Genomic DNA, 17,465 nt, shown 5'->3' with positions numbered 1-17,465 from the left:
ATTCCAGTGAAGGCGCGGCCAGATACCCGCCGCGCCCGCTGCATCAGACGGCGAAGAGCAGGAATTCCCGCTCCCACGAACTGATGACACGCTTGAAGTTTTCATGCTCGGCCCGCTTTACCGCGACGTAGCCAGTGATGAATTTCTTGCCCAGGTACTTCTCGATGGTCTTGCTGTTTTCCATGCGCTCCAGGGCGTCCTCGATGGTCAGCGGCAGGCGCAGGTTGCGCCGCTCGTAACCACGACCGACCACCGGCGCGCTCGGTGTCATGCCTTCGACCATGCCGATATAGCCGCACAGCAGGCTGGCGGCGATCGCCAGGTAAGGGTTGGCGTCGGCGCCCGGCAGGCGATTTTCCACCCGGCGGTTCTGCGGGCCGGCATCCGGCACCCGCAGGCCGACAGTGCGGTTCTCTTCGCCCCACTCCACGTTCACCGGCGCCGAGGTGTCCGGCAGGAAGCGGCGGAACGAGTTGACGTTCGGCGCGAACAGCGGCAACAGCTCGGGAATCAGCTTCTGCAGGCCGCCGATGTGGTTGAGGAACAGCTCGCTCTTGGTCCCATCCTCATTGGAGAAGATGTTCTTGCCGGTCTGGATGTCGATGATGCTCTGGTGCAGGTGCATGGCGCTGCCCGGCTCGCCGGTCATCGGCTTGGCCATGAAGGTGGCCGCCACGTCGTGCTTGAGCGCCGCCTCGCGCATGGTGCGCTTGAACACCAGGATCTGGTCGGCCAGGGACAGGGCATCGCCGTGACGGAAGTTGATTTCCATCTGCGCCGTGCCGTCCTCGTGGATCAGCGTGTCGAGGTCCAGCTCCTGCAGTTCGCACCAGTCGTAGACATCCTCGAACAGTGGATCGAACTCGTTGGCGGCCTCGATGGAGAACGACTGGCGACCGATCTCCGGGCGCCCGGAACGACCCACCGGCGGTTGCAGCGGATAGTCCGGGTCGTCGCTGCGCTTGGTCAGGTAGAACTCCATCTCCGGCGCGACGATCGGCTGCCAGCCGCGGTCGGCGTAGAGCTTCAGGACCTTCTTGAGCACGTTGCGCGGCGACAGCTCGATCGGGTTGCCCTGCTTGTCGTAGGTGTCGTGGATCACCTGCGCGGTCGGCTCGATGGCCCAGGGCACCAGGTACACCGCATTGCCGTCGGGGCGGCAGATCATGTCGATGTCGGCCGGGTCCAGCAGTTCGTAATAGATGTCGTCTTCGACGTAGTCGCCGGTCACGGTCTGCAACAGGACACTTTCAGGCAGACGCATGCCCTTTTCGGCGATGAACTTGTTGGTTGGCGAGATCTTGCCCCGGGTGATGCCGGTGAGGTCGCCAATCATGCATTCGACTTCTGTGATCTTGTGGTCTTTCAACCAATCGGTGAGCTGGTCGAGGTTGTTACTCATAAATGCCTCTGGGCTGGGTTTCCTGAACTACATAATAGGAGTCAGGCGCTCGTTAAAGCATCAGTGTCGCGTTGTTTTGCCCGTTTTCGGCAGGCCTCGCCGAACGCCTGGAAAATGGCGAGGTAGACCGGATTGCTTTCGACCTGCCATTCCGGATGCCATTGCACACCTAATGCAAAGGCGTTAGCAAAAGCCTTGCCGCCAATCACCGAGACCGCCTCGATCAGGCCGTCCGGGGCCCGGGCCTCGATCCGCAGGCCAGCGGCCAGGCGGTCGATGCCCTGGCCGTGAATCGAGTTGACCGCGAACTCCGCCGGCAACCCGAGCCCCGCCAGGACCCCACCGGGCTCCACCCGCACCGGGTGCGCGGGGCCGTACTGGACCTCCAGCGGCTGGCTCTCGTCTTCACGATGATCGATAAAGGTTCCCACTTCATGAACCTTCTGGTGCAGGCTGCCGCCGAACGCCACATTCATCTCCTGGAAACCGCGGCAGATGCCGAGCACCGGCACGCCGGCCGCCACGGCGGCACGGATCAGCGGCAGGGTGGTGCGGTCGCGTGCAGAATCATGAGCAGTGCCTGGCTCACTGGCCGGGCCACCGTACAAATGCGGTTCGACGTTGGAGGGAGAGCCGGTAAAAAGAAGGCCGTCGAGGCTGTCCAGAATATCGGACGGTTCAAGCAGTTCCGCCAGCGAGGGGATGATCAGCGGCAAGCCCTGGGCAGCGCTTGCGACTGCGCGGACATACTTGTCACCACTGATGTGATAACCATGCAAACCCACCTGTTTAGAGCAGGCGGTGACGCCGATCAACGGCAGGCGAGACATGAAACACCCCGGTATTATTGCTGTTATGGGTTTTAATCGAGCTTAGCCTTGTTCATTTTTTTACACAACACCCCCGTAAAAAATACAACACGGCCCGCTCAAGCCTGCGGTGCCCACGGGAGTCAGCGGGAAAAAAACGCCCCAAAATGCCCCAAAAAAGCCACTCGGGCGCTTTTTCAGGGCAGAAATTGCCTCGCTTGACTTCGGCATGCCGTTCGGGTTGACTGAAACCAGAAAAGATCAATGATTGATATTTTTAACAACAAAGGTGTTGCATCATGTCGGTACCCCCGCGTGCCGTTCAGCTTAACGAAGCGAACGTGTTCCTTAAGGAACATCCTGAGGTTCTGTACGTTGACCTTCTGATTGCGGATATGAATGGTGTGGTGCGAGGCAAGCGCATCGAACGCACCAGCCTCCACAAGGTTTACGAGAAAGGCATCAACCTGCCGGCCTCACTTTTTGCCCTGGACATCAACGGCTCGACGGTGGAAAGCACCGGCCTGGGCCTGGACATCGGCGACGCCGACCGGATCTGTTACCCGATTCCCGGCACCCTGAGCAACGAGCCCTGGCAAAAGCGACCCACCGCGCAACTGTTGATGACCATGCACGAACTCGAAGGCGAACCTTTCTTCGCCGATCCTCGTGAAGTGCTCCGCCAAGTTGTAAGCAAGTTTGACGACCTCGGTCTGACCATCTGCGCCGCCTTCGAACTCGAGTTCTACCTGATCGACCAGGAGAACGTGAATGGCCGCCCACAACCTCCCCGCTCGCCGATCTCCGGCAAACGCCCGCACTCGACACAGGTCTACCTGATCGACGACCTCGATGAATACGTCGACTGCCTCCAGGACATCCTCGAAGGTGCCAAGGAGCAAGGGATCCCGGCCGACGCCATCGTCAAGGAAAGCGCCCCGGCGCAGTTCGAGGTGAACCTGCACCACGTGGCCGACCCGATCAAGGCCTGCGACTACGCGGTCCTGCTCAAGCGCCTGATCAAGAACATCGCCTACGACCATGAAATGGACACCACCTTCATGGCCAAGCCCTACCCGGGCCAGGCGGGCAACGGACTGCATGTCCATATCTCGGTACTCGACAAGGACGGCAAGAACATTTTTGCCAGCGAGGATCCCGAGCAGAACGCCGCGCTGCGTCACGCGATCGGCGGTGTGCTCGAGACCCTGCCCGCGCAGATGGCCTTCCTCTGCCCGAACGTCAACTCCTACCGCCGCTTCGGCGCGCAGTTCTACGTACCGAACTCGCCGAGCTGGGGCCTGGACAACCGCACCGTGGCCCTGCGCGTGCCGACCGGCTCGCCGGACGCTGTGCGCCTGGAACACCGCGTGGCCGGAGCCGACGCCAACCCGTACCTGCTGATGGCCTCGGTCCTGGCCGGCGTACACCATGGCCTGACCAACCAGGTCGAGCCACCGGCACCGACCGAAGGCAACAGCTACGAACAGAACGAGCAGAGCCTGCCGAACAACCTGCGCGATGCCCTGCGCGAGCTGGACGACAGTGAGATCATGGCCCGGTACATCGATCCGAAGTACATCGACATCTTCGTGGCCTGCAAGGAGAGCGAGCTGGAAGAGTTCGAACACTCCATCTCCGACCTCGAGTACAACTGGTACCTGCATACCGTTTAAGCGGGTGCGGTAATAGAAGGAAGAACGCCGCCGGCCCCTGGGCCCGCGGCGTTTTTTTTGACGGGGGCATCGAGGTGGCCTCTTCGCGGATACATCCGCCGCCCCAGCCTTGCGCCGTACACAGGGTTTGCGTTCAGCACGATCATTGTGCAGCCGGATTTATCCGCGAAGCTTTTGGCGATCTCACAGCCTGCACAGGACCTCGCGTACAATCCCCGCAGCCCTTGCCGGAGAACGCTATGCCCCGCCCCGCCACCGCTCGCAAACCCCGTGCCCGCAGCCAGGCGCGGATCGATTCGATTCTCGACGCCGCCCGCCACCTGCTGGCCGCCGAAGGCGTGGCCAACCTGTCGATCTACAGCGTCGCCGAGCGCGCGCAGATTCCGCCGTCGTCGGTCTACCACTTCTTCGCCAGCGTCCCGGCCCTGCTCGAAGCCCTCACCGCCGACGTCCACGCCGCCTTCCGCGCCTGCCTGCAGGCACCGATCGACCACGCCAGCCTCAACAGCTGGCGCGACCTGTCACGGCTGGTGGAACAGCGGATGATGGTGATCTACAGCGAAGACGCGGCGGCCCGCCAACTGATCCTCGCCCAGCACGGCCTGACCGAGGTGACCCAGGCCGACCGCCAACACGATATCGAGCTGGGCGACCTGATGCACAAGCTGTTCATCCGCCACTTCGAACTGCCGGCGCTGCCGACGGATGTCGACGTGTTCGCCCTGGCGATGGAGTTGGGCGATCGGGTCTATGCGCGCTCGATGCAACTGCACGACCAGATCACCCCGCGCATGGCCGAGGAAGGCATGCGGGTGTTCGACGCCTACCTGGGGCTGTACCTGCCGCCGTACCTGCCCAAGCGCGACATCCCGCTCTGAAAAACTTGTGGGAGCCGGCGGTCCGGCGCCCCGGTTTATCCGCGAATAGGCCAGCACCGTCACCACCGCCCCCACAGGCAGTCTGACCGCTCATCGGCGGCGCACTAAAGACAGTTGGCTCCCACGGCAAGAATGCCTGCTCCCTGAGGAGTGCTAGAACGGCGCGTCACCGAGGATGGTCGCCCGGTGCATCACCCGTCGGTTCGGCCGGTAGTCATCCACTGCGTAGTGCTGGGTCACGCGGTTGTCCCAGAACGCCACGTCGTTCTCCTGCCAGCGCCAGCGGATGGTGAACTCCGGCCGCGTCGCGTGGGCGAACAGCAGCTTGAGGATCGCTTCGCTCTCCGCCTCTTCCAGCTCATTGATCCGGGTGGTGAAGCCCTCGTTGACGAACAGCGCCTTGCGCCCGCTCACCGGATGCGTGCGAATCACCGGATGGGACAGCGGCGGATTGTTCCGGCGGGTTTCCTCCCAGCGCGCCAGATCTTCCGGCGTACTGCCGAAGCGCTCGACGGGGAACGACTTGATGAAATTGTGCGTAGCCGTGAGTCCGTCCAGCAGCCGCTGCAACGGTGCCGACAAGGCCTCGAACGCAGCGATCCCGCTGGCCCACAGGGTGTCGCCGCCAAAGGCCGGCAACTGCTTGGCCGCCAGCACCGCACCGAGCGCCGGGGTCGGCAGGAAGGTCACGTCGGTGTGCCAGATGGCGTTGTCACGCACATCGGTGACCGCCGTATCGAGGACCAGCACCTGCGGCTGTTCCGGCACGTTCGGGTAGATCGGATGAATATGCAGGTCGCCGAAATTCGCCGCGAACGCCGCCTGTTGCTGCGGGTTCAGCGGCTGGTTGCGGAAGAACAGCACCTGGTACTTGAGCAGCGCCTGCTCGATGGCGTCGCGCTGCTCGAGGTTGAGCGGCTCGCTCAGGGCAATGCCATCGATCTGCGCACCCAGGGCCGCGCTCAGGGGAGTAAGGGTCAGGCTCATGGTCGGTTCTCTTCAAAATACGCGCCGAGCGCTCGGCGAAATCAAGTCTGTCAGTGAGCCTGGCCGTGCCACGGCACCAGCTTGCGTTGCAGGGCGCGCAGGCCCATCTCCATGGCGAAGGCGATCAGGGCAATCACCAGGATCCCCAGCACCACCACATCGGTCACCAAAAACTGTGCCGCCGACTGGACCATGAAGCCCAGGCCGCTGGTGGCCGCGATCAGCTCGGCGGCGACCAGCGTCGACCAGCCGACGCCCAGCCCGATGCGGACACCGGTGAGGATGTCCGGCAGGGCGCTGGGCAGGATCACGTGACGGATCAGCTGTGCCCGGGTCGCGCCCAGCGACAGCGCCGCGCGCAGCTTGGCCGGGTCGACGGTGCGCACGCCGGTGGCGGTCGCGATGGCGATCGGGGCGAAGATCGCCAGGTAGATCAGCAGCACTTTCGACAGCTCGCCGATACCGCACCAGATCACGATCAGCGGCAGGTAGGCCAGCGGCGGGATCGGCCGGTAGAACTCGATCAGCGGGTCGAGGATACCGCGGGCGATCCGGTTGTGACCGATCGCGATGCCCACCGGGATGGCGGTCAGCACGGCAATCCCCAGCGCCAGGCCGATACGGCCGAGGCTGGCACCCAGGTGCTGCCAGAGGGTCGCATCCATATAGCCCTTGGTCACCAGCAGCCAACCCTTCTCCAGCACCGCCGACGGCGGTGGCAGGAACAATGGCTCGATCACGCCGAAGGCGGTGACCGCCCACCACAGGGCAATCAGCCCCAGCAGGGTCAGCACGCTGATCCAGCGTGTACTCAAGCTGCGCCGTGCCGCAGGCACGGTCGGTTTGGTGGCGGCCGCCACCGGCAATTCATAGCTGCTCATACGAACTCCTGCCGCGAAGCGGCGCTGCGCTGGGAGAACACACGGGCCAGCACGTGCTCACGGGTTTCGATAAAACGCGGATCGGACTTGATCGAGCGGGCGGATTCGCCGGCGCTGTAGCGCTGGCCGAAATCCAGCTTCAGGTGTTCCACCACCCGTCCCGGATCGGGTGCCAGCAGGATCAGGTCGGTGGCAAGGAACACCGCCTCTTCAATATCGTGGGTAATCAGGAACACCGGCTTGGCGGTACGCTTCCAGACTTGCAGCAACAGCTCCTGCATCTGTTCACGGGTGAAGGCATCGAGGGCGCCGAACGGCTCGTCCATCAGCAGCACCCGCGGGTCCGCCGCCAGGGCGCGGGCCAGGCCGACACGTTGTTTCTGGCCGCCGGAGAGTTGCCAGATACGGCGCGAGTCGAAGTTCGCCAGGTCGACCAGTGCGAGCATTTCCCGGGCACGGGCTTCGCGCTGTTGGCGAGGAACACCGGCCAGTTCCAGGCCGAAGCCGACATTGGCCAGCACGTCCTGCCAGGGCAGCAGGGCATCGTCCTGGAACACCACCCCGCGCTCGGCGCCCGGGCCCTTGACCGGCACACCGTCGAGCGTGATGCGCCCGGCGCTGGGTTCGACGAACCCGGCGATCAGGTTCAGCAGCGAAGTCTTGCCGCTGCCCGACGGCCCGAGGGCCACCAGCAACTGCTGGGGCCCCAGACTGAGGGAAATATCCGACAACACCGGCTCGGCCGCACCGGGGTACTGTGCGCTGATGCGCTCCAGTTGTAACAAGGCCATGGCGATGGGCTCCTCAGTCCTGGGCTCGGGCAATCAGGCCCGTTGAATCAGTTGGTGATGAATTTGGCGCTGACGTAGGGGGCGTAGTCCGGCAGGACCGCCTCGACCTTGCCCTGCTCTTTCAGGAACGTCGCGGTGTCGGTGATCGCCTGGGCGGTCGGCTTGCCGAGGACGGTGACCTGGTCAGCCGCCAGCGGGTAGACGTTGCCCTGCAGCAGCAGCGGAATGTCACTGGCCTTGGCGCCGGAGAGCTTGACCAGCTTGTCGACGTTCGCTTTGTCAGCCAGCCAGGCCTGTGGGTCTTTTCGGTATTGCGCGTAGGCATCCAGTGTCACTTTGGCGAATGCCTTGACGATCTCCGGGTGCTTCTCGGCAAAGTCCTTGCGCACGATCCAGGCATCGAACGTCGGTGCACCGAGCTTCGCCAGTTCGCCGGAGGTGATCAGCACCTTGCCGTTTTCCTTGGCCACGCCCAGGGCCGGGTCCCAGACGTAGGTGGCATCGATATCGCCGCGCTTCCAGGCGGAGATGATCGCCGGCGGCGCGAGGTTGAGGACCTGCACCTTCGCCGGATCGATGTTCCAGTGTTTCAGCGCGGCCAGCAGGCTGTAGTGGCCGGTGGAGACGAACGGCACGGCGACCTTCTTGCCGACCAGGTCCTGGGGCGAGTTGATCCCGGAGCCGTCGCGAGCCACCAGGGCCTCGGCGGCGCCGATCTGGGTGGCGATCAGGAAGGTTTCAACCGGTACCTTGCGGGTGATGGCCGCAGTCAGCGGGCTGGAGCCGAGGTAGCCGATCTGCACGTCGCCCGAGGCGATGGCCGAGATGACGTCGGCGCCATTGTCGAACTTGCGCCAGTCGATCCTGGCCTGGCTGACTTTTTCGTAGGTGCCGTCGGCCTGGGCGACCTTGGCCGGATCGACGGTGGTCTGGTAGGCCACGGTCAGGTCGGCAGCCTGGGCGAACAGGCTAGCCCCGGCCAGGGACAGTGCCGCCAGCAGGCGGAGTGGGGAATTGGGTTTCATCGGAGAAGCTCCTCAACGGATGACCGGGACTCGGCGTGTCGAGAAGACTAAATGATCTAAGAATCTTAAAATAAATAACTTATTTGCATTAGCTTATGAGAGGAAATATGTCTTTCATGTCCCCGGAAACCGGGGTCATATCGCGCTGTGGAGACAAGCGGATTCGCGACACGGCATTTCGTGATCTATGGTTGAGGGCCAGTCCGACAAGTCACGCTCCGGACCGGACGTCGGAATGTGACAGGTACATGGCAATCTTGTTCTGACAAATGCTGTAATAAATTGACGAGAGTGGCAGCGTTTCGCCATGATTGCGTCGCCTTTTTGATCGCCCATGACGTACGGAGACGCCTCCGCAAGTCGCCGGGTTCTAAAAAGAGGCAGAAAAATACTTTTCAGGAATGAGCCCGGCGGTCGATAACACCCTCTGGCGCGGCGTTCGATCAAACACCATATTCCTGAATCGTCTGAAAAAGGACGAAATGATTCTTTTTGGGTTTATGACAAAGTCATTACTCTGCACGGACCAAACACCAGCGGTTAGACCAAAGTCGTAGGCAGGCGGGTCTCGATTGACTTACCGGTCACGATCCGGCGCTAATCGCGAAATCTGTGGCGCCAAAGGGGCGTAGATCCCGAGCCAATCAGAAATACAAAAATTAGAAATGAGAGGAGCAAGACCAATGAAGAAGTCCACTCTGGCCCTGGCTGTGGCCGTGGGGGTTCTGGCGCAGCAGGCAGGCGCCGCAGGTTTCATCGAAGACAGCAAGGCCACTCTGGGTCTGCGCAACTTCTACATCAATACCGATAACCGCGATGGCGCCAACACCGCTACCAGCCGGAACAAGAACGAAGAATGGGGCCAAGGCTTCGATCTGCGCTTCATCTCGGGTTACACCCAAGGCACCGTGCAGTTCGGTGTCGATGCGATCGGTCTGTACGGCATCCGTCTGGACTCCAGCCGTGACAAGAGCGGTAACGCCAACGGTGCTGCCAACGGCGGCACAGTCTTCCCGACCAATGGCCAGAATGGCGCAGTACCAGACTTCGCAAGCCTGGGCCTGACCGGCAAGGTCAAGGTTTCCCAGACCGAACTGAAGATCGGTACCCTGCAGCCGAACAACCCGGTCATCAAGACCAACGACGGTCGCCTGCTGCCACAAACCTTCACCGGCGGCGAGATCAAGTCGAACGAAATCAAGGATCTGACCCTGACCGGCGGTCTGATCAACTCGGCCAAAGGCCGTAACTCCACCAACGACCAGAGCCTGTCGATCGCTGGCGCCAACGGCACTACCGCTGCCGCGCGTGACAGCAACAAGTTCTACTATGGTGGTGCCGACTACAAGATCACCAAGGACCTGACCGCTTCGTACTACTACGGCGAGCTGAAGGACTTCTACTCGCAGAACTTCCTGGGCCTGGTGCACAACTGGGCAATCGGCCCTGGCGTACTCAAGAGCGACCTGCGCTACTACCGCAGCCGTGACAATGGTGCCAATGGCGACACCGCCAACTACTACACCACCGGCTGGTACTCGGATCACACCACCAACGCCACCAAGGTCAAGGGCAAGGTCGACAACGACCTGTACAGCTACCTGGCCCTGTACTCGGTTGAAGGCCACACCTTCGGCGCCGGCTACCAGTACACCAAGGGTGACAGCGACTTCCCTTGGCTGAACCAGGGTGACGGCTCGTCCAACAGCACCATCACCGACGTGCAGATCCAGAAGTTCGCCCGTGCCGGCGAGCGCACCTGGCAGGCTCGCTACGCCTACGACTTCGCCAAGGTTGGCGTACCTGGCCTGACCGCCGGTATCGTCTACCTGCGTGGCGACAACATCGATACCATCGTATCGGGCGTACGTGCCAACGGTAGCTCCGAGTGGGAACGCGACATCAGCCTGGCCTACGTCGTACCGGAAGGTACCTTCAAGAACCTGGGCTTCGCCTGGAAAAACGCCATGTGGCGTACCGACCTGCCGAACACCCGTTCGCAGGACGAGAACCGCCTGATCGTCAGCTACTCGATCCCGCTGCTGTAAGAAGCGCGTGATCGTCTAGTAGAAAGATCCACACTCGGCCCGGCGCAATGCCGGGCCGAGTGCTTCACGTCTTGCATACAGCACTACCATCAGCTTCGGCCTCCCGCCAAACCTCGACATCGCGGCGTTCGGCACTCCACTGAGTTACATCCCCTTAGCCCTCTCACAAGCTGTGGACAAGAGTGCGCCTGGTCGCCTTGCGCGTCCAATGAAGATGTTTTTAATATTTCTTTATCTTCTAAATAAATCGATATTTATTCTTTTTAAATAATCCGTACTACAGGCACATTAGGACTCATCCACCTTCACCCAAGGAGCAGCACATGAGCCTCAGACTGGGCGACATCGCCCCCGACTTCGAACAGGATTCCAGCGCCGGCAAGATTCGTTTCCACGAGTGGCTCGGCGACAGCTGGGGCGTGCTGTTTTCCCACCCGGCGGACTTCACCCCGGTGTGCACCACCGAACTTGGCTTCACCGCCAAGCTCAAGGACGAATTCGCCCAGCGCGGCGTCAAGGCCATCGCCCTGTCCGTGGACCCGGTGGACTCGCACCACAAGTGGATCGAGGACATCAACGAAACCCAGCACACCCTTGTCAACTTTCCGATCCTGGCCGACGCCGACCGCAAGGTGTCCGACCTGTACGACCTGATCCACCCCAATGCCAGCGACACCCTGACCGTGCGCTCGCTGTTCGTGATCGACCCGAACAAGAAGATCCGGCTGACCATCACCTACCCGGCGAGCACCGGCCGCAACTTCAACGAGATCCTGCGGGTGATCGACTCGCTGCAACTGACCGACAACCACAAGGTCGCCACCCCGGCCAACTGGCAGGACGGTGACGACGTGGTGATCGTGCCGTCGCTCAAGGACGAGGAAGAGATCAAGCGTCGCTTCCCGAAAGGCTACCGCGCGGTGAAACCGTACCTGCGCCTGACGCCGCAGCCCAATCGCTGAGATCCATGTGAAGGGCAGCCAGCGCCCTCCCCCTGTAGGAGCGTGGCTTGCCCGCGATCGGCTGCGAAGCAGTCGTGAAATCGCCTGATGCGGTGTTCCTGATGAAACGGGTGCTCAGGATTTGCGAGTGCTTCGCACTCGATCGCGGGCAAGCCACGCTCCTACAGGGATCGAGAACATCGGCCGTTTTTTTCAGTTTCAAGGTATTCACAAAGCAGGGGTTTTCAGGCCGTTTCGACGGCCTATTTTTTGCCCGGAACAAAACCCGCCTTATATGCACTTTAAGAATAAACAAATGAATAAATAAGATTTATAGATATAAAAAATCACTGGTAAGGTCTGTCAACCCAAGCGAGATCGCAACCCGCGAATCGCCGTCATATGTTTGAGGAAAGACCTACATGCTGGTCGTGACACTCGGAGGAAGCCCCAGCCAGCGATCGCGCTCCGGGGTACTGCTGGACCGCGCCAGAGACTGGCTCAACCGGCAAGGCATCGAGGTAGTGAACTACCAGATCCGTGATTTCAATGCCGAAGACCTGCTCCATGCACGCTTCGGCAGCCCGCAGGTGGTCGATCTGCTGCAGCATATCGAACAGGCCGACGGCCTGGTGATCGCCACGCCGGTGTACAAGGCCTCGTTTTCCGGCGCCCTGAAGACCCTGCTCGACCTGCTGCCCGAGCGCGCCCTGAGCCACAAGGTGGTCCTGCCCATGGCCACCGGTGGCAGCATCGCCCACATGCTCGCCGTGGACTATGCGCTCAAGCCGGTCCTCGCCGCGCTGAAGGCCCAGGAGATGCTCCACGGCATCTTCGCCGAGGACAGCCAGATCGCCTATGGCGAAGGCAGCGCCCAGGCGCAACTGGCCCCGGCGCTGGAACAACGCCTGGACGAGGCCCTGGAGCAGTTCCACCGGGCCCTGGCCCGCCGGCCCAGGCCCCTGGACCCGGCCGTGCTGAATGATCGTCTGCTGAGTGCTCGCTGGAGCATCTAGCCCGTTTCACCCGCAATCGATGTACTGGCCTTACTCGCCCGCCAACGGGCAAGCAGGTGCAGCCAAAACCCCAACTGCAAAAAGGAGAGCGCCATGCGCACTGTCATTTTGCGTCGTGGTCTGGTCGCTCTGTTTGCAGCGGCTGTCACCTTCGGCGCCATTACCCAAGCCCAGGCCGAATCCCTGCGCATCGGTTATCAGAAATACGGCACCCTGGTCCTGCTCAAGGCCAAGGGCAGCCTGGAAAAACGCCTTGCCGCGCAGGGCGTACAGGTGCAATGGACCGAGTTCCCCGGTGGCCCGCAACTGCTCGAAGGGCTGAACGTCGGCTCGATCGACTTCGGTGTCACCGGCGAGACGCCACCGGTATTCGCCCAGGCCGCCGGTGCCGACCTGCTCTACGTCGCCTCCGAGCCGCCCGCGCCGACCAGCGAAGCGATCCTGGTACCCAAGGACTCGCCGATCAAGTCGGTACAGGAACTCAAGGGCAAGAAGGTCGCCCTCAACAAGGGCTCCAACGTCCACTACCTGCTGGTCCGCGCCCTGGAAGACGCCGGCCTCAAGTACAGCGACATCCAGACCGTCTACCTGCCGCCCGCCGATGCCCGCGCCGCCTTCGAGCGCGGCAGCGTCGACGCCTGGGTGATCTGGGACCCCTACCAGGCTGCCGCCGAGCAACAGCTCAAGGCCCGCACCCTGCGTGACGGCAAGGGCCTGGTGGACAACAACCAGTTCTACCTGGCGACCCGCCCCTACGCGCAAAAACACCCCGAGGTGATCAAGGCCCTGGTCGAGGAAGTCCGCGCCGTCGGCGACTGGTCCAAGGCCAACCCCGAGGAAGTCACCGCCCAGGTCGCGCCGCTGCTCGGCCTGCCCGCCGACATCACCCTGACCTCGGTGAAGCGCCAGGGCTACGGCGCGCAGTTCCTCACCCCCGAGGTGGTCGCCGCGCAACAGAAAATCGCCGACAGCTTCTACCAGCTCAAGCTGATTCCCAAGCCGCTGAGCATCAAGGACGTGATCTGGACACCACCGGCCGCCGTTGCCACCGCACCTTGAACCGTATTCCTTAGGAGACAACTCCATGAGCCTCAACATCTTCTGGTTCCTGCCTACCCACGGCGACGGCCATTACCTTGGCACCGCCGAAGGCGCACGCGCCGTCGACCACGGTTATCTGCAGCAGGTGGCCCAGGCCGCCGATCGCCTCGGCTTCGGCGGCGTATTGATCCCCACCGGGCGTTCCTGCGAGGACTCCTGGCTGGTGGCCGCCTCGCTGATCCCGGTGACCCAACGGCTGAAATTCCTCGTCGCCCTGCGCCCCGGAATCATTTCCCCGACCGTGGCGGCGCGCCAGGCGGCGACCCTCGACCGGCTGTCCGGCGGACGGGCGCTGTTCAACCTGGTGACCGGCGGCGACCCGGACGAGCTGGCCGGCGACGGCCTGTTCCTCGACCACGAAGAGCGTTACCAGGCCTCGGTGGAGTTCACCCGCATCTGGCGGCGGGTACTGGAAGGCGAGACCGTCGACTACGACGGCCAGCACATCAGCGTGAAGGGCGCCAAGCTGCTCTATCCGCCCCTGCAGCAGCCGCGGCCACCGCTGTACTTCGGCGGCTCGTCGGAAGCCGCCCAGGACCTGGCCGCCGAACAGGTGGACATGGTCCTGACCTGGGGCGAACCGCCGGCCGCCGTCGCCGAGAAAATCGAACAGGTCCGCGCCAAGGCCGCCAGACAGGGCCGTACCGTGCGCTTCGGCATCCGCCTGCACGTGATCGTTCGCGAAACCAATGCCGAGGCCTGGAAGGCTGCGGAGAAACTCATCTCGCACCTGGACGATGACACCATCGCCCGCGCGCAGAAATCCCTGGCGCGCTTCGACTCCGTCGGCCAGCAGCGCATGGCCGCCCTGCACGGTGGCAGCCGCGACAAGCTGGAAGTCAGCCCCAACCTGTGGGCCGGCGTCGGCCTGGTACGGGGCGGTGCCGGCACCGCCCTGGTCGGCGATGGCCCGACCGTGGCGGCACGGGTCAAGGAATACGCGGACCTGGGCATCGACACCTTCATCTTCTCCGGCTACCCGCACCTGGAAGAGTCCTACCGGGTCGCCGAACTGCTGTTCCCGCACCTGGACATCGAGCGCCCGGAGCGGCCGAAAAGCGCCGGTTACGTCAGCCCTTTCGGTGAGATGGTCGCCAACGACATCCTGCCCAAAGCCGTGTCCCAGAGCTGAGGCCGCGCCATGACGACCCTGACCCGTATCACCCACCGGCTGGCGCCCTGGGCGCTGCCGATCCTGCTGCTGGCGGTGTGGCAACTGTCGGTCTCGGCCGGCTGGCTGTCGACCCGGATCCTGCCCGCGCCGAGCGCCGTGGTCGAGGCCGGCGTCGCCCTGGTGCAGAGCGGCGACCTCTGGACTCACCTGGCCATCAGCGGCTGGCGCGCCGGCCTCGGTTTCCTCATCGGTGGCAGCATCGGCCTGACCCTGGGCTTCATCACCGGCCTGTCGAAATGGGGCGAACGCCTGCTCGACAGCTCGGTGCAGATGATCCGCAACGTGCCGCACCTGGCGCTGATCCCACTGGTCATCCTGTGGTTCGGCATCGACGAGTCGGCGAAGATTTTCCTGGTCGCCCTCGGCACCCTGTTCCCGATCTACCTCAACACCTACCACGGCATCCGCAACGTCGATCCGGCCCTGGTGGAGATGTCGCGCAGCTACGGCCTGTCCGGCTTCAACCTGTTCCGCCAGGTGATCCTGCCGGGCGCGTTGCCCTCGATCCTGGTCGGCGTGCGCTTCGCCCTCGGCTTCATGTGGCTGACCCTGATCGTCGCCGAGACCATCTCGGCCAGTTCCGGCATCGGCTACCTGGCGATGAACGCCCGGGAGTTCCTGCAAACCGACGTGGTGGTGTTGGCGATTGTCCTCTACGCGGTCCTGGGCAAACTCGCCGACCTCGCGGCCCGTGGCCTGGAGCGGGTCTGGCTGCGCTGGCATCCGGCCTATCAGAGCAAAGGCGGTGCCGCATGACAGCCCAACAACCTCCACGCCTGCTGCAAGGCATTCCGCTGGCGGCGCGCAAGCTGCAGAAAACCTTCGGCGAGCGCCAGGTCCTGCGTGAGATCGACCTGCATATCCCGGCCGGACAATTCGTCGCCGTGGTCGGCCGCAGCGGTTGCGGCAAGAGCACCCTGCTGCGCCTGCTGGCCGGTCTCGACAAACCCACCGGCGGTGACCTGCTGGCCGGCGCCGCGCCGCTGAGCGACGCCCGCGAAGACACCCGGCTGATGTTCCAGGAAGCGCGCCTGCTGCCGTGGAAAAAAGTCATCGACAACGTCGGCCTCGGCCTCAAGGGCAACTGGCGTCCCCAGGCCCTGCAGGCACTGGAAGCGGTCGGCCTGGCCGATCGTGCCAACGAGTGGCCGGCGGGCCTGTCCGGTGGCCAGAAACAGCGCGTGGCCCTGGCCCGCGCCCTGATTCACCAGCCTCGACTGCTGCTGCTCGACGAACCGCTGGGGGCGTTGGACGCCCTGACCCGGATCGAGATGCAGCAACTGATCGAGCGCCTTTGGCAGCAGCATGGTTTTACCGTGCTGCTGGTGACCCACGACGTCAGCGAAGCCGTGGCCATCGCCGATCGGGTGATCCTGATCGAAGACGGCCAGATCGGCCTCGACCTGCACGTCGAACTGCCGCGCCCGCGGGTGCGGGGTTCCCATCGCCTGGCGGCGCTGGAGACCGAAGTGTTGAACCGGGTGCTGTCGCTGCCTGGCGCGCCACCCGAACCGGAACCTGTTTCACCCTTGCCCACGCAATTGCGCTGGGCGCTGTAACCAAGCCTTGCCTACTCAATCAAAGACAGGAATCAACGCCATGACCATCAAAGCCATCAACGTGCGCAACCAGTTCAAGGGCACCGTCAAGGAAATCGTCACCGGCGACGTACTGTCGGAAATCGACGTCCAGACCGCTTCCGGCATCGTCACCTCGGTGATCACCACCCGTTCGGTCAAGGAACTGGAACTGGAAATCGGCAGCGAAGTGATCGCCTTCGTGAAATCCACCGAGGTGTCGATCGCCAAGCTGTAAGCGGTGGCACCCAGCGCCCCCGGACGGCCAAGGCCCTCCGGGGTTTTCTTTTTCGGGGAAGCTCACCAGTAGCACGGCTTTCTCGCCGGTTTTTTCCGGGTCGGCACTTGATGTGGAAACTGGCAGGCAGCCAGCTCCTCCTGTGTGACGACCTGACGCATCCAGTTGGAGTGATTCTTCAATGAGCCAGGAGGTGTGCGCTTGATACCTTCACGGTTCGGCAGAACTACACCCACTTGAATCTCGGGATGATCCTCCCGGATAGCCCTGAGGGCAGGGGTCATATCCGTGTCGGCTGACACCAGCACGATTTGCCCGATACGTTCAGAAGCAGGCAACGACGCTTGTTTGGCAGCAAGACGATACATGCTGATCGCGATATGAACATCGGTTTCCTTTTCTTCGAGCTTCCAGATAGCGACCTGGTCCTGCCTTGAGGCCGGTGTATTTCGATCGACAAATCGAGGCGCAAGCCTCGGCTCCAATTGGTGCCGCCCATAATGGACATGCACACCTCTTTCAATGAGCGCACGCAAATAGGTGTCCTGGGCCTCCTTGGAGAGCCGGCCACGACTGGCAAGATCGGGTTTGACGCCCGAAGTGAAGAAAAATATCGAGACCAGTTCGCTCTCGGGTTGCTCGGCGCAAAGGATGAGGAGAAGCAGCGCCGGAAGGTCCAGCCATTTATACTGGGTTCCTGCCAATAAGCCATAAAACAGGTTGTATCCGTCCACAAAGCAGGCTGTGCGCACAGGTTTCAGTCCCTTGAAACGAAAAAACCGGCACGAGGCCGGTTTTTTCACCCCAACGGCCAGCGAACTGAATCGCTGCGTACGGGGCTGAGTGGTTCTTCAAGAATGCCACAGATGACGTTGATGTCAACTCACTACGACCGTTGGATACATTCTTGTTGCAGACGCT

The 17,465-nt window shown here is 62.7% G+C and carries 17 protein-coding genes; 10 read left to right on the top strand and 7 right to left on the bottom strand.

Annotation, left to right across the window (positions count from 1 at the left end; translation table 11 throughout):
- Positions 1–43: 43 nt before the first annotated feature.
- The gene (locus ACMGT0_RS02240) at positions 44–1,402 is read right to left on the bottom strand and encodes a glutamine synthetase family protein (protein ID WP_054058712.1); all 1,359 of its coding nucleotides are present in this window, start codon (positions 1,400–1,402) and stop codon (positions 44–46) included.
- 41 nt (positions 1,403–1,443) lie between these two features.
- Positions 1,444–2,232, bottom strand: a complete 789-nt coding sequence (locus tag ACMGT0_RS02235; protein ID WP_054062015.1) for a gamma-glutamyl-gamma-aminobutyrate hydrolase family protein — start codon at positions 2,230–2,232, stop codon at positions 1,444–1,446.
- Between the two features lie 278 nt (positions 2,233–2,510).
- Between ACMGT0_RS02235 and ACMGT0_RS02230 the strand changes: the two genes are divergently transcribed.
- Both ACMGT0_RS02230 and ACMGT0_RS02225 read left to right on the top strand, forming a co-directional pair.
- Positions 2,511–3,887 carry a glutamine synthetase family protein gene (locus ACMGT0_RS02230; protein ID WP_054058714.1) on the top strand — a complete coding sequence of 459 codons (1,377 nt, stop codon included), beginning with the start codon at positions 2,511–2,513 and terminating at the stop codon, positions 3,885–3,887.
- Between the two features lie 239 nt (positions 3,888–4,126).
- Positions 4,127–4,765 (top strand): TetR/AcrR family transcriptional regulator, encoded by a 639-nt coding sequence (locus ACMGT0_RS02225; RefSeq protein ID WP_054058715.1) that lies wholly within the window; start codon positions 4,127–4,129, stop codon positions 4,763–4,765.
- A 153-nt stretch (positions 4,766–4,918) separates the two neighbouring features.
- On the opposite strand, the gene tauD is transcribed toward ACMGT0_RS02225, so the two are convergent.
- From tauD to tauA, 4 genes are read right to left on the bottom strand one after another with little or no spacing between them, the layout of a single operon-like run.
- Positions 4,919–5,752: a taurine dioxygenase gene (gene tauD / locus ACMGT0_RS02220; RefSeq protein ID WP_054058716.1), complete on the bottom strand. Its 834-nt coding sequence runs from the start codon at positions 5,750–5,752 to the stop codon at positions 4,919–4,921.
- A 50-nt stretch (positions 5,753–5,802) separates the two neighbouring features.
- Entirely contained in the window at positions 5,803–6,633 is an 831-nt protein-coding gene (gene tauC / locus ACMGT0_RS02215; protein ID WP_054062013.1) for a taurine ABC transporter permease TauC, read from the bottom strand.
- Complete coding sequence (gene tauB / locus ACMGT0_RS02210; protein WP_054062012.1) at positions 6,630–7,424, bottom strand: taurine ABC transporter ATP-binding subunit; 795 nt, start codon at positions 7,422–7,424, stop codon at positions 6,630–6,632. The genes tauC and tauB overlap by 4 nt, the downstream gene beginning before the upstream one ends.
- A gap of 47 nt (positions 7,425–7,471) precedes the next feature.
- A complete protein-coding gene (tauA, locus tag ACMGT0_RS02205) occupies positions 7,472–8,449 on the bottom strand; it encodes a taurine ABC transporter substrate-binding protein (protein WP_054058719.1) in 978 nt (325 codons plus the stop codon).
- A gap of 683 nt (positions 8,450–9,132) precedes the next feature.
- Here tauA and ACMGT0_RS02200 point away from each other — a divergent pair.
- The 8 genes from ACMGT0_RS02200 to ACMGT0_RS02165 all read left to right on the top strand — a co-directional run bounded on the left by ACMGT0_RS02200 (position 9,133) and on the right by ACMGT0_RS02165 (position 16,544).
- Positions 9,133–10,497 carry an OprD family porin gene (locus tag ACMGT0_RS02200; protein WP_054058720.1) on the top strand — a complete coding sequence of 455 codons (1,365 nt, stop codon included), beginning with the start codon at positions 9,133–9,135 and terminating at the stop codon, positions 10,495–10,497.
- Between the two features lie 323 nt (positions 10,498–10,820).
- The gene (locus ACMGT0_RS02195; protein ID WP_054058721.1) at positions 10,821–11,459 is read left to right on the top strand and encodes a peroxiredoxin; all 639 of its coding nucleotides are present in this window, start codon (positions 10,821–10,823) and stop codon (positions 11,457–11,459) included.
- A 401-nt stretch (positions 11,460–11,860) separates the two neighbouring features.
- On the top strand, positions 11,861–12,454 hold the full coding sequence (gene ssuE, locus ACMGT0_RS02190; protein ID WP_416771316.1) for an NADPH-dependent FMN reductase: 594 nt from the start codon (positions 11,861–11,863) through the stop codon (positions 12,452–12,454).
- 93 nt (positions 12,455–12,547) lie between these two features.
- Complete coding sequence (locus tag ACMGT0_RS02185; RefSeq protein ID WP_054058724.1) at positions 12,548–13,513, top strand: sulfonate ABC transporter substrate-binding protein; 966 nt, start codon at positions 12,548–12,550, stop codon at positions 13,511–13,513.
- A 25-nt stretch (positions 13,514–13,538) separates the two neighbouring features.
- Positions 13,539–14,687 carry an FMNH2-dependent alkanesulfonate monooxygenase gene (ssuD, locus tag ACMGT0_RS02180; RefSeq protein WP_054062009.1) on the top strand — a complete coding sequence of 383 codons (1,149 nt, stop codon included), beginning with the start codon at positions 13,539–13,541 and terminating at the stop codon, positions 14,685–14,687.
- A gap of 9 nt (positions 14,688–14,696) precedes the next feature.
- Positions 14,697–15,485, top strand: a complete 789-nt coding sequence (ssuC, locus tag ACMGT0_RS02175; protein ID WP_416771313.1) for an aliphatic sulfonate ABC transporter permease SsuC — start codon at positions 14,697–14,699, stop codon at positions 15,483–15,485.
- Complete coding sequence (gene ssuB, locus ACMGT0_RS02170; RefSeq protein WP_054062007.1) at positions 15,482–16,288, top strand: aliphatic sulfonates ABC transporter ATP-binding protein; 807 nt, start codon at positions 15,482–15,484, stop codon at positions 16,286–16,288. The genes ssuC and ssuB overlap by 4 nt, the downstream gene beginning before the upstream one ends.
- Before the next feature lie 40 nt (positions 16,289–16,328).
- A complete protein-coding gene (locus ACMGT0_RS02165) occupies positions 16,329–16,544 on the top strand; it encodes a TOBE domain-containing protein (protein WP_017901475.1) in 216 nt (71 codons plus the stop codon).
- A gap of 62 nt (positions 16,545–16,606) precedes the next feature.
- Here the strand turns inward: ACMGT0_RS02165 and ACMGT0_RS02160 are convergent, their stop codons facing one another.
- Positions 16,607–17,296: an NYN domain-containing protein gene (locus tag ACMGT0_RS02160; RefSeq protein WP_416773396.1), complete on the bottom strand. Its 690-nt coding sequence runs from the start codon at positions 17,294–17,296 to the stop codon at positions 16,607–16,609.
- Between the last annotated feature and the right edge of the window lie 169 nt (positions 17,297–17,465).

Source organism: Pseudomonas sp. RHF3.3-3, from assembly GCF_048069595.1.
GTDB lineage: Bacteria > Pseudomonadota > Gammaproteobacteria > Pseudomonadales > Pseudomonadaceae > Aquipseudomonas > Aquipseudomonas fuscovaginae_B.
Note: the sequence above shows the minus strand (reverse complement) of the source record. Positions and strands in the feature narration are given on the sequence as shown.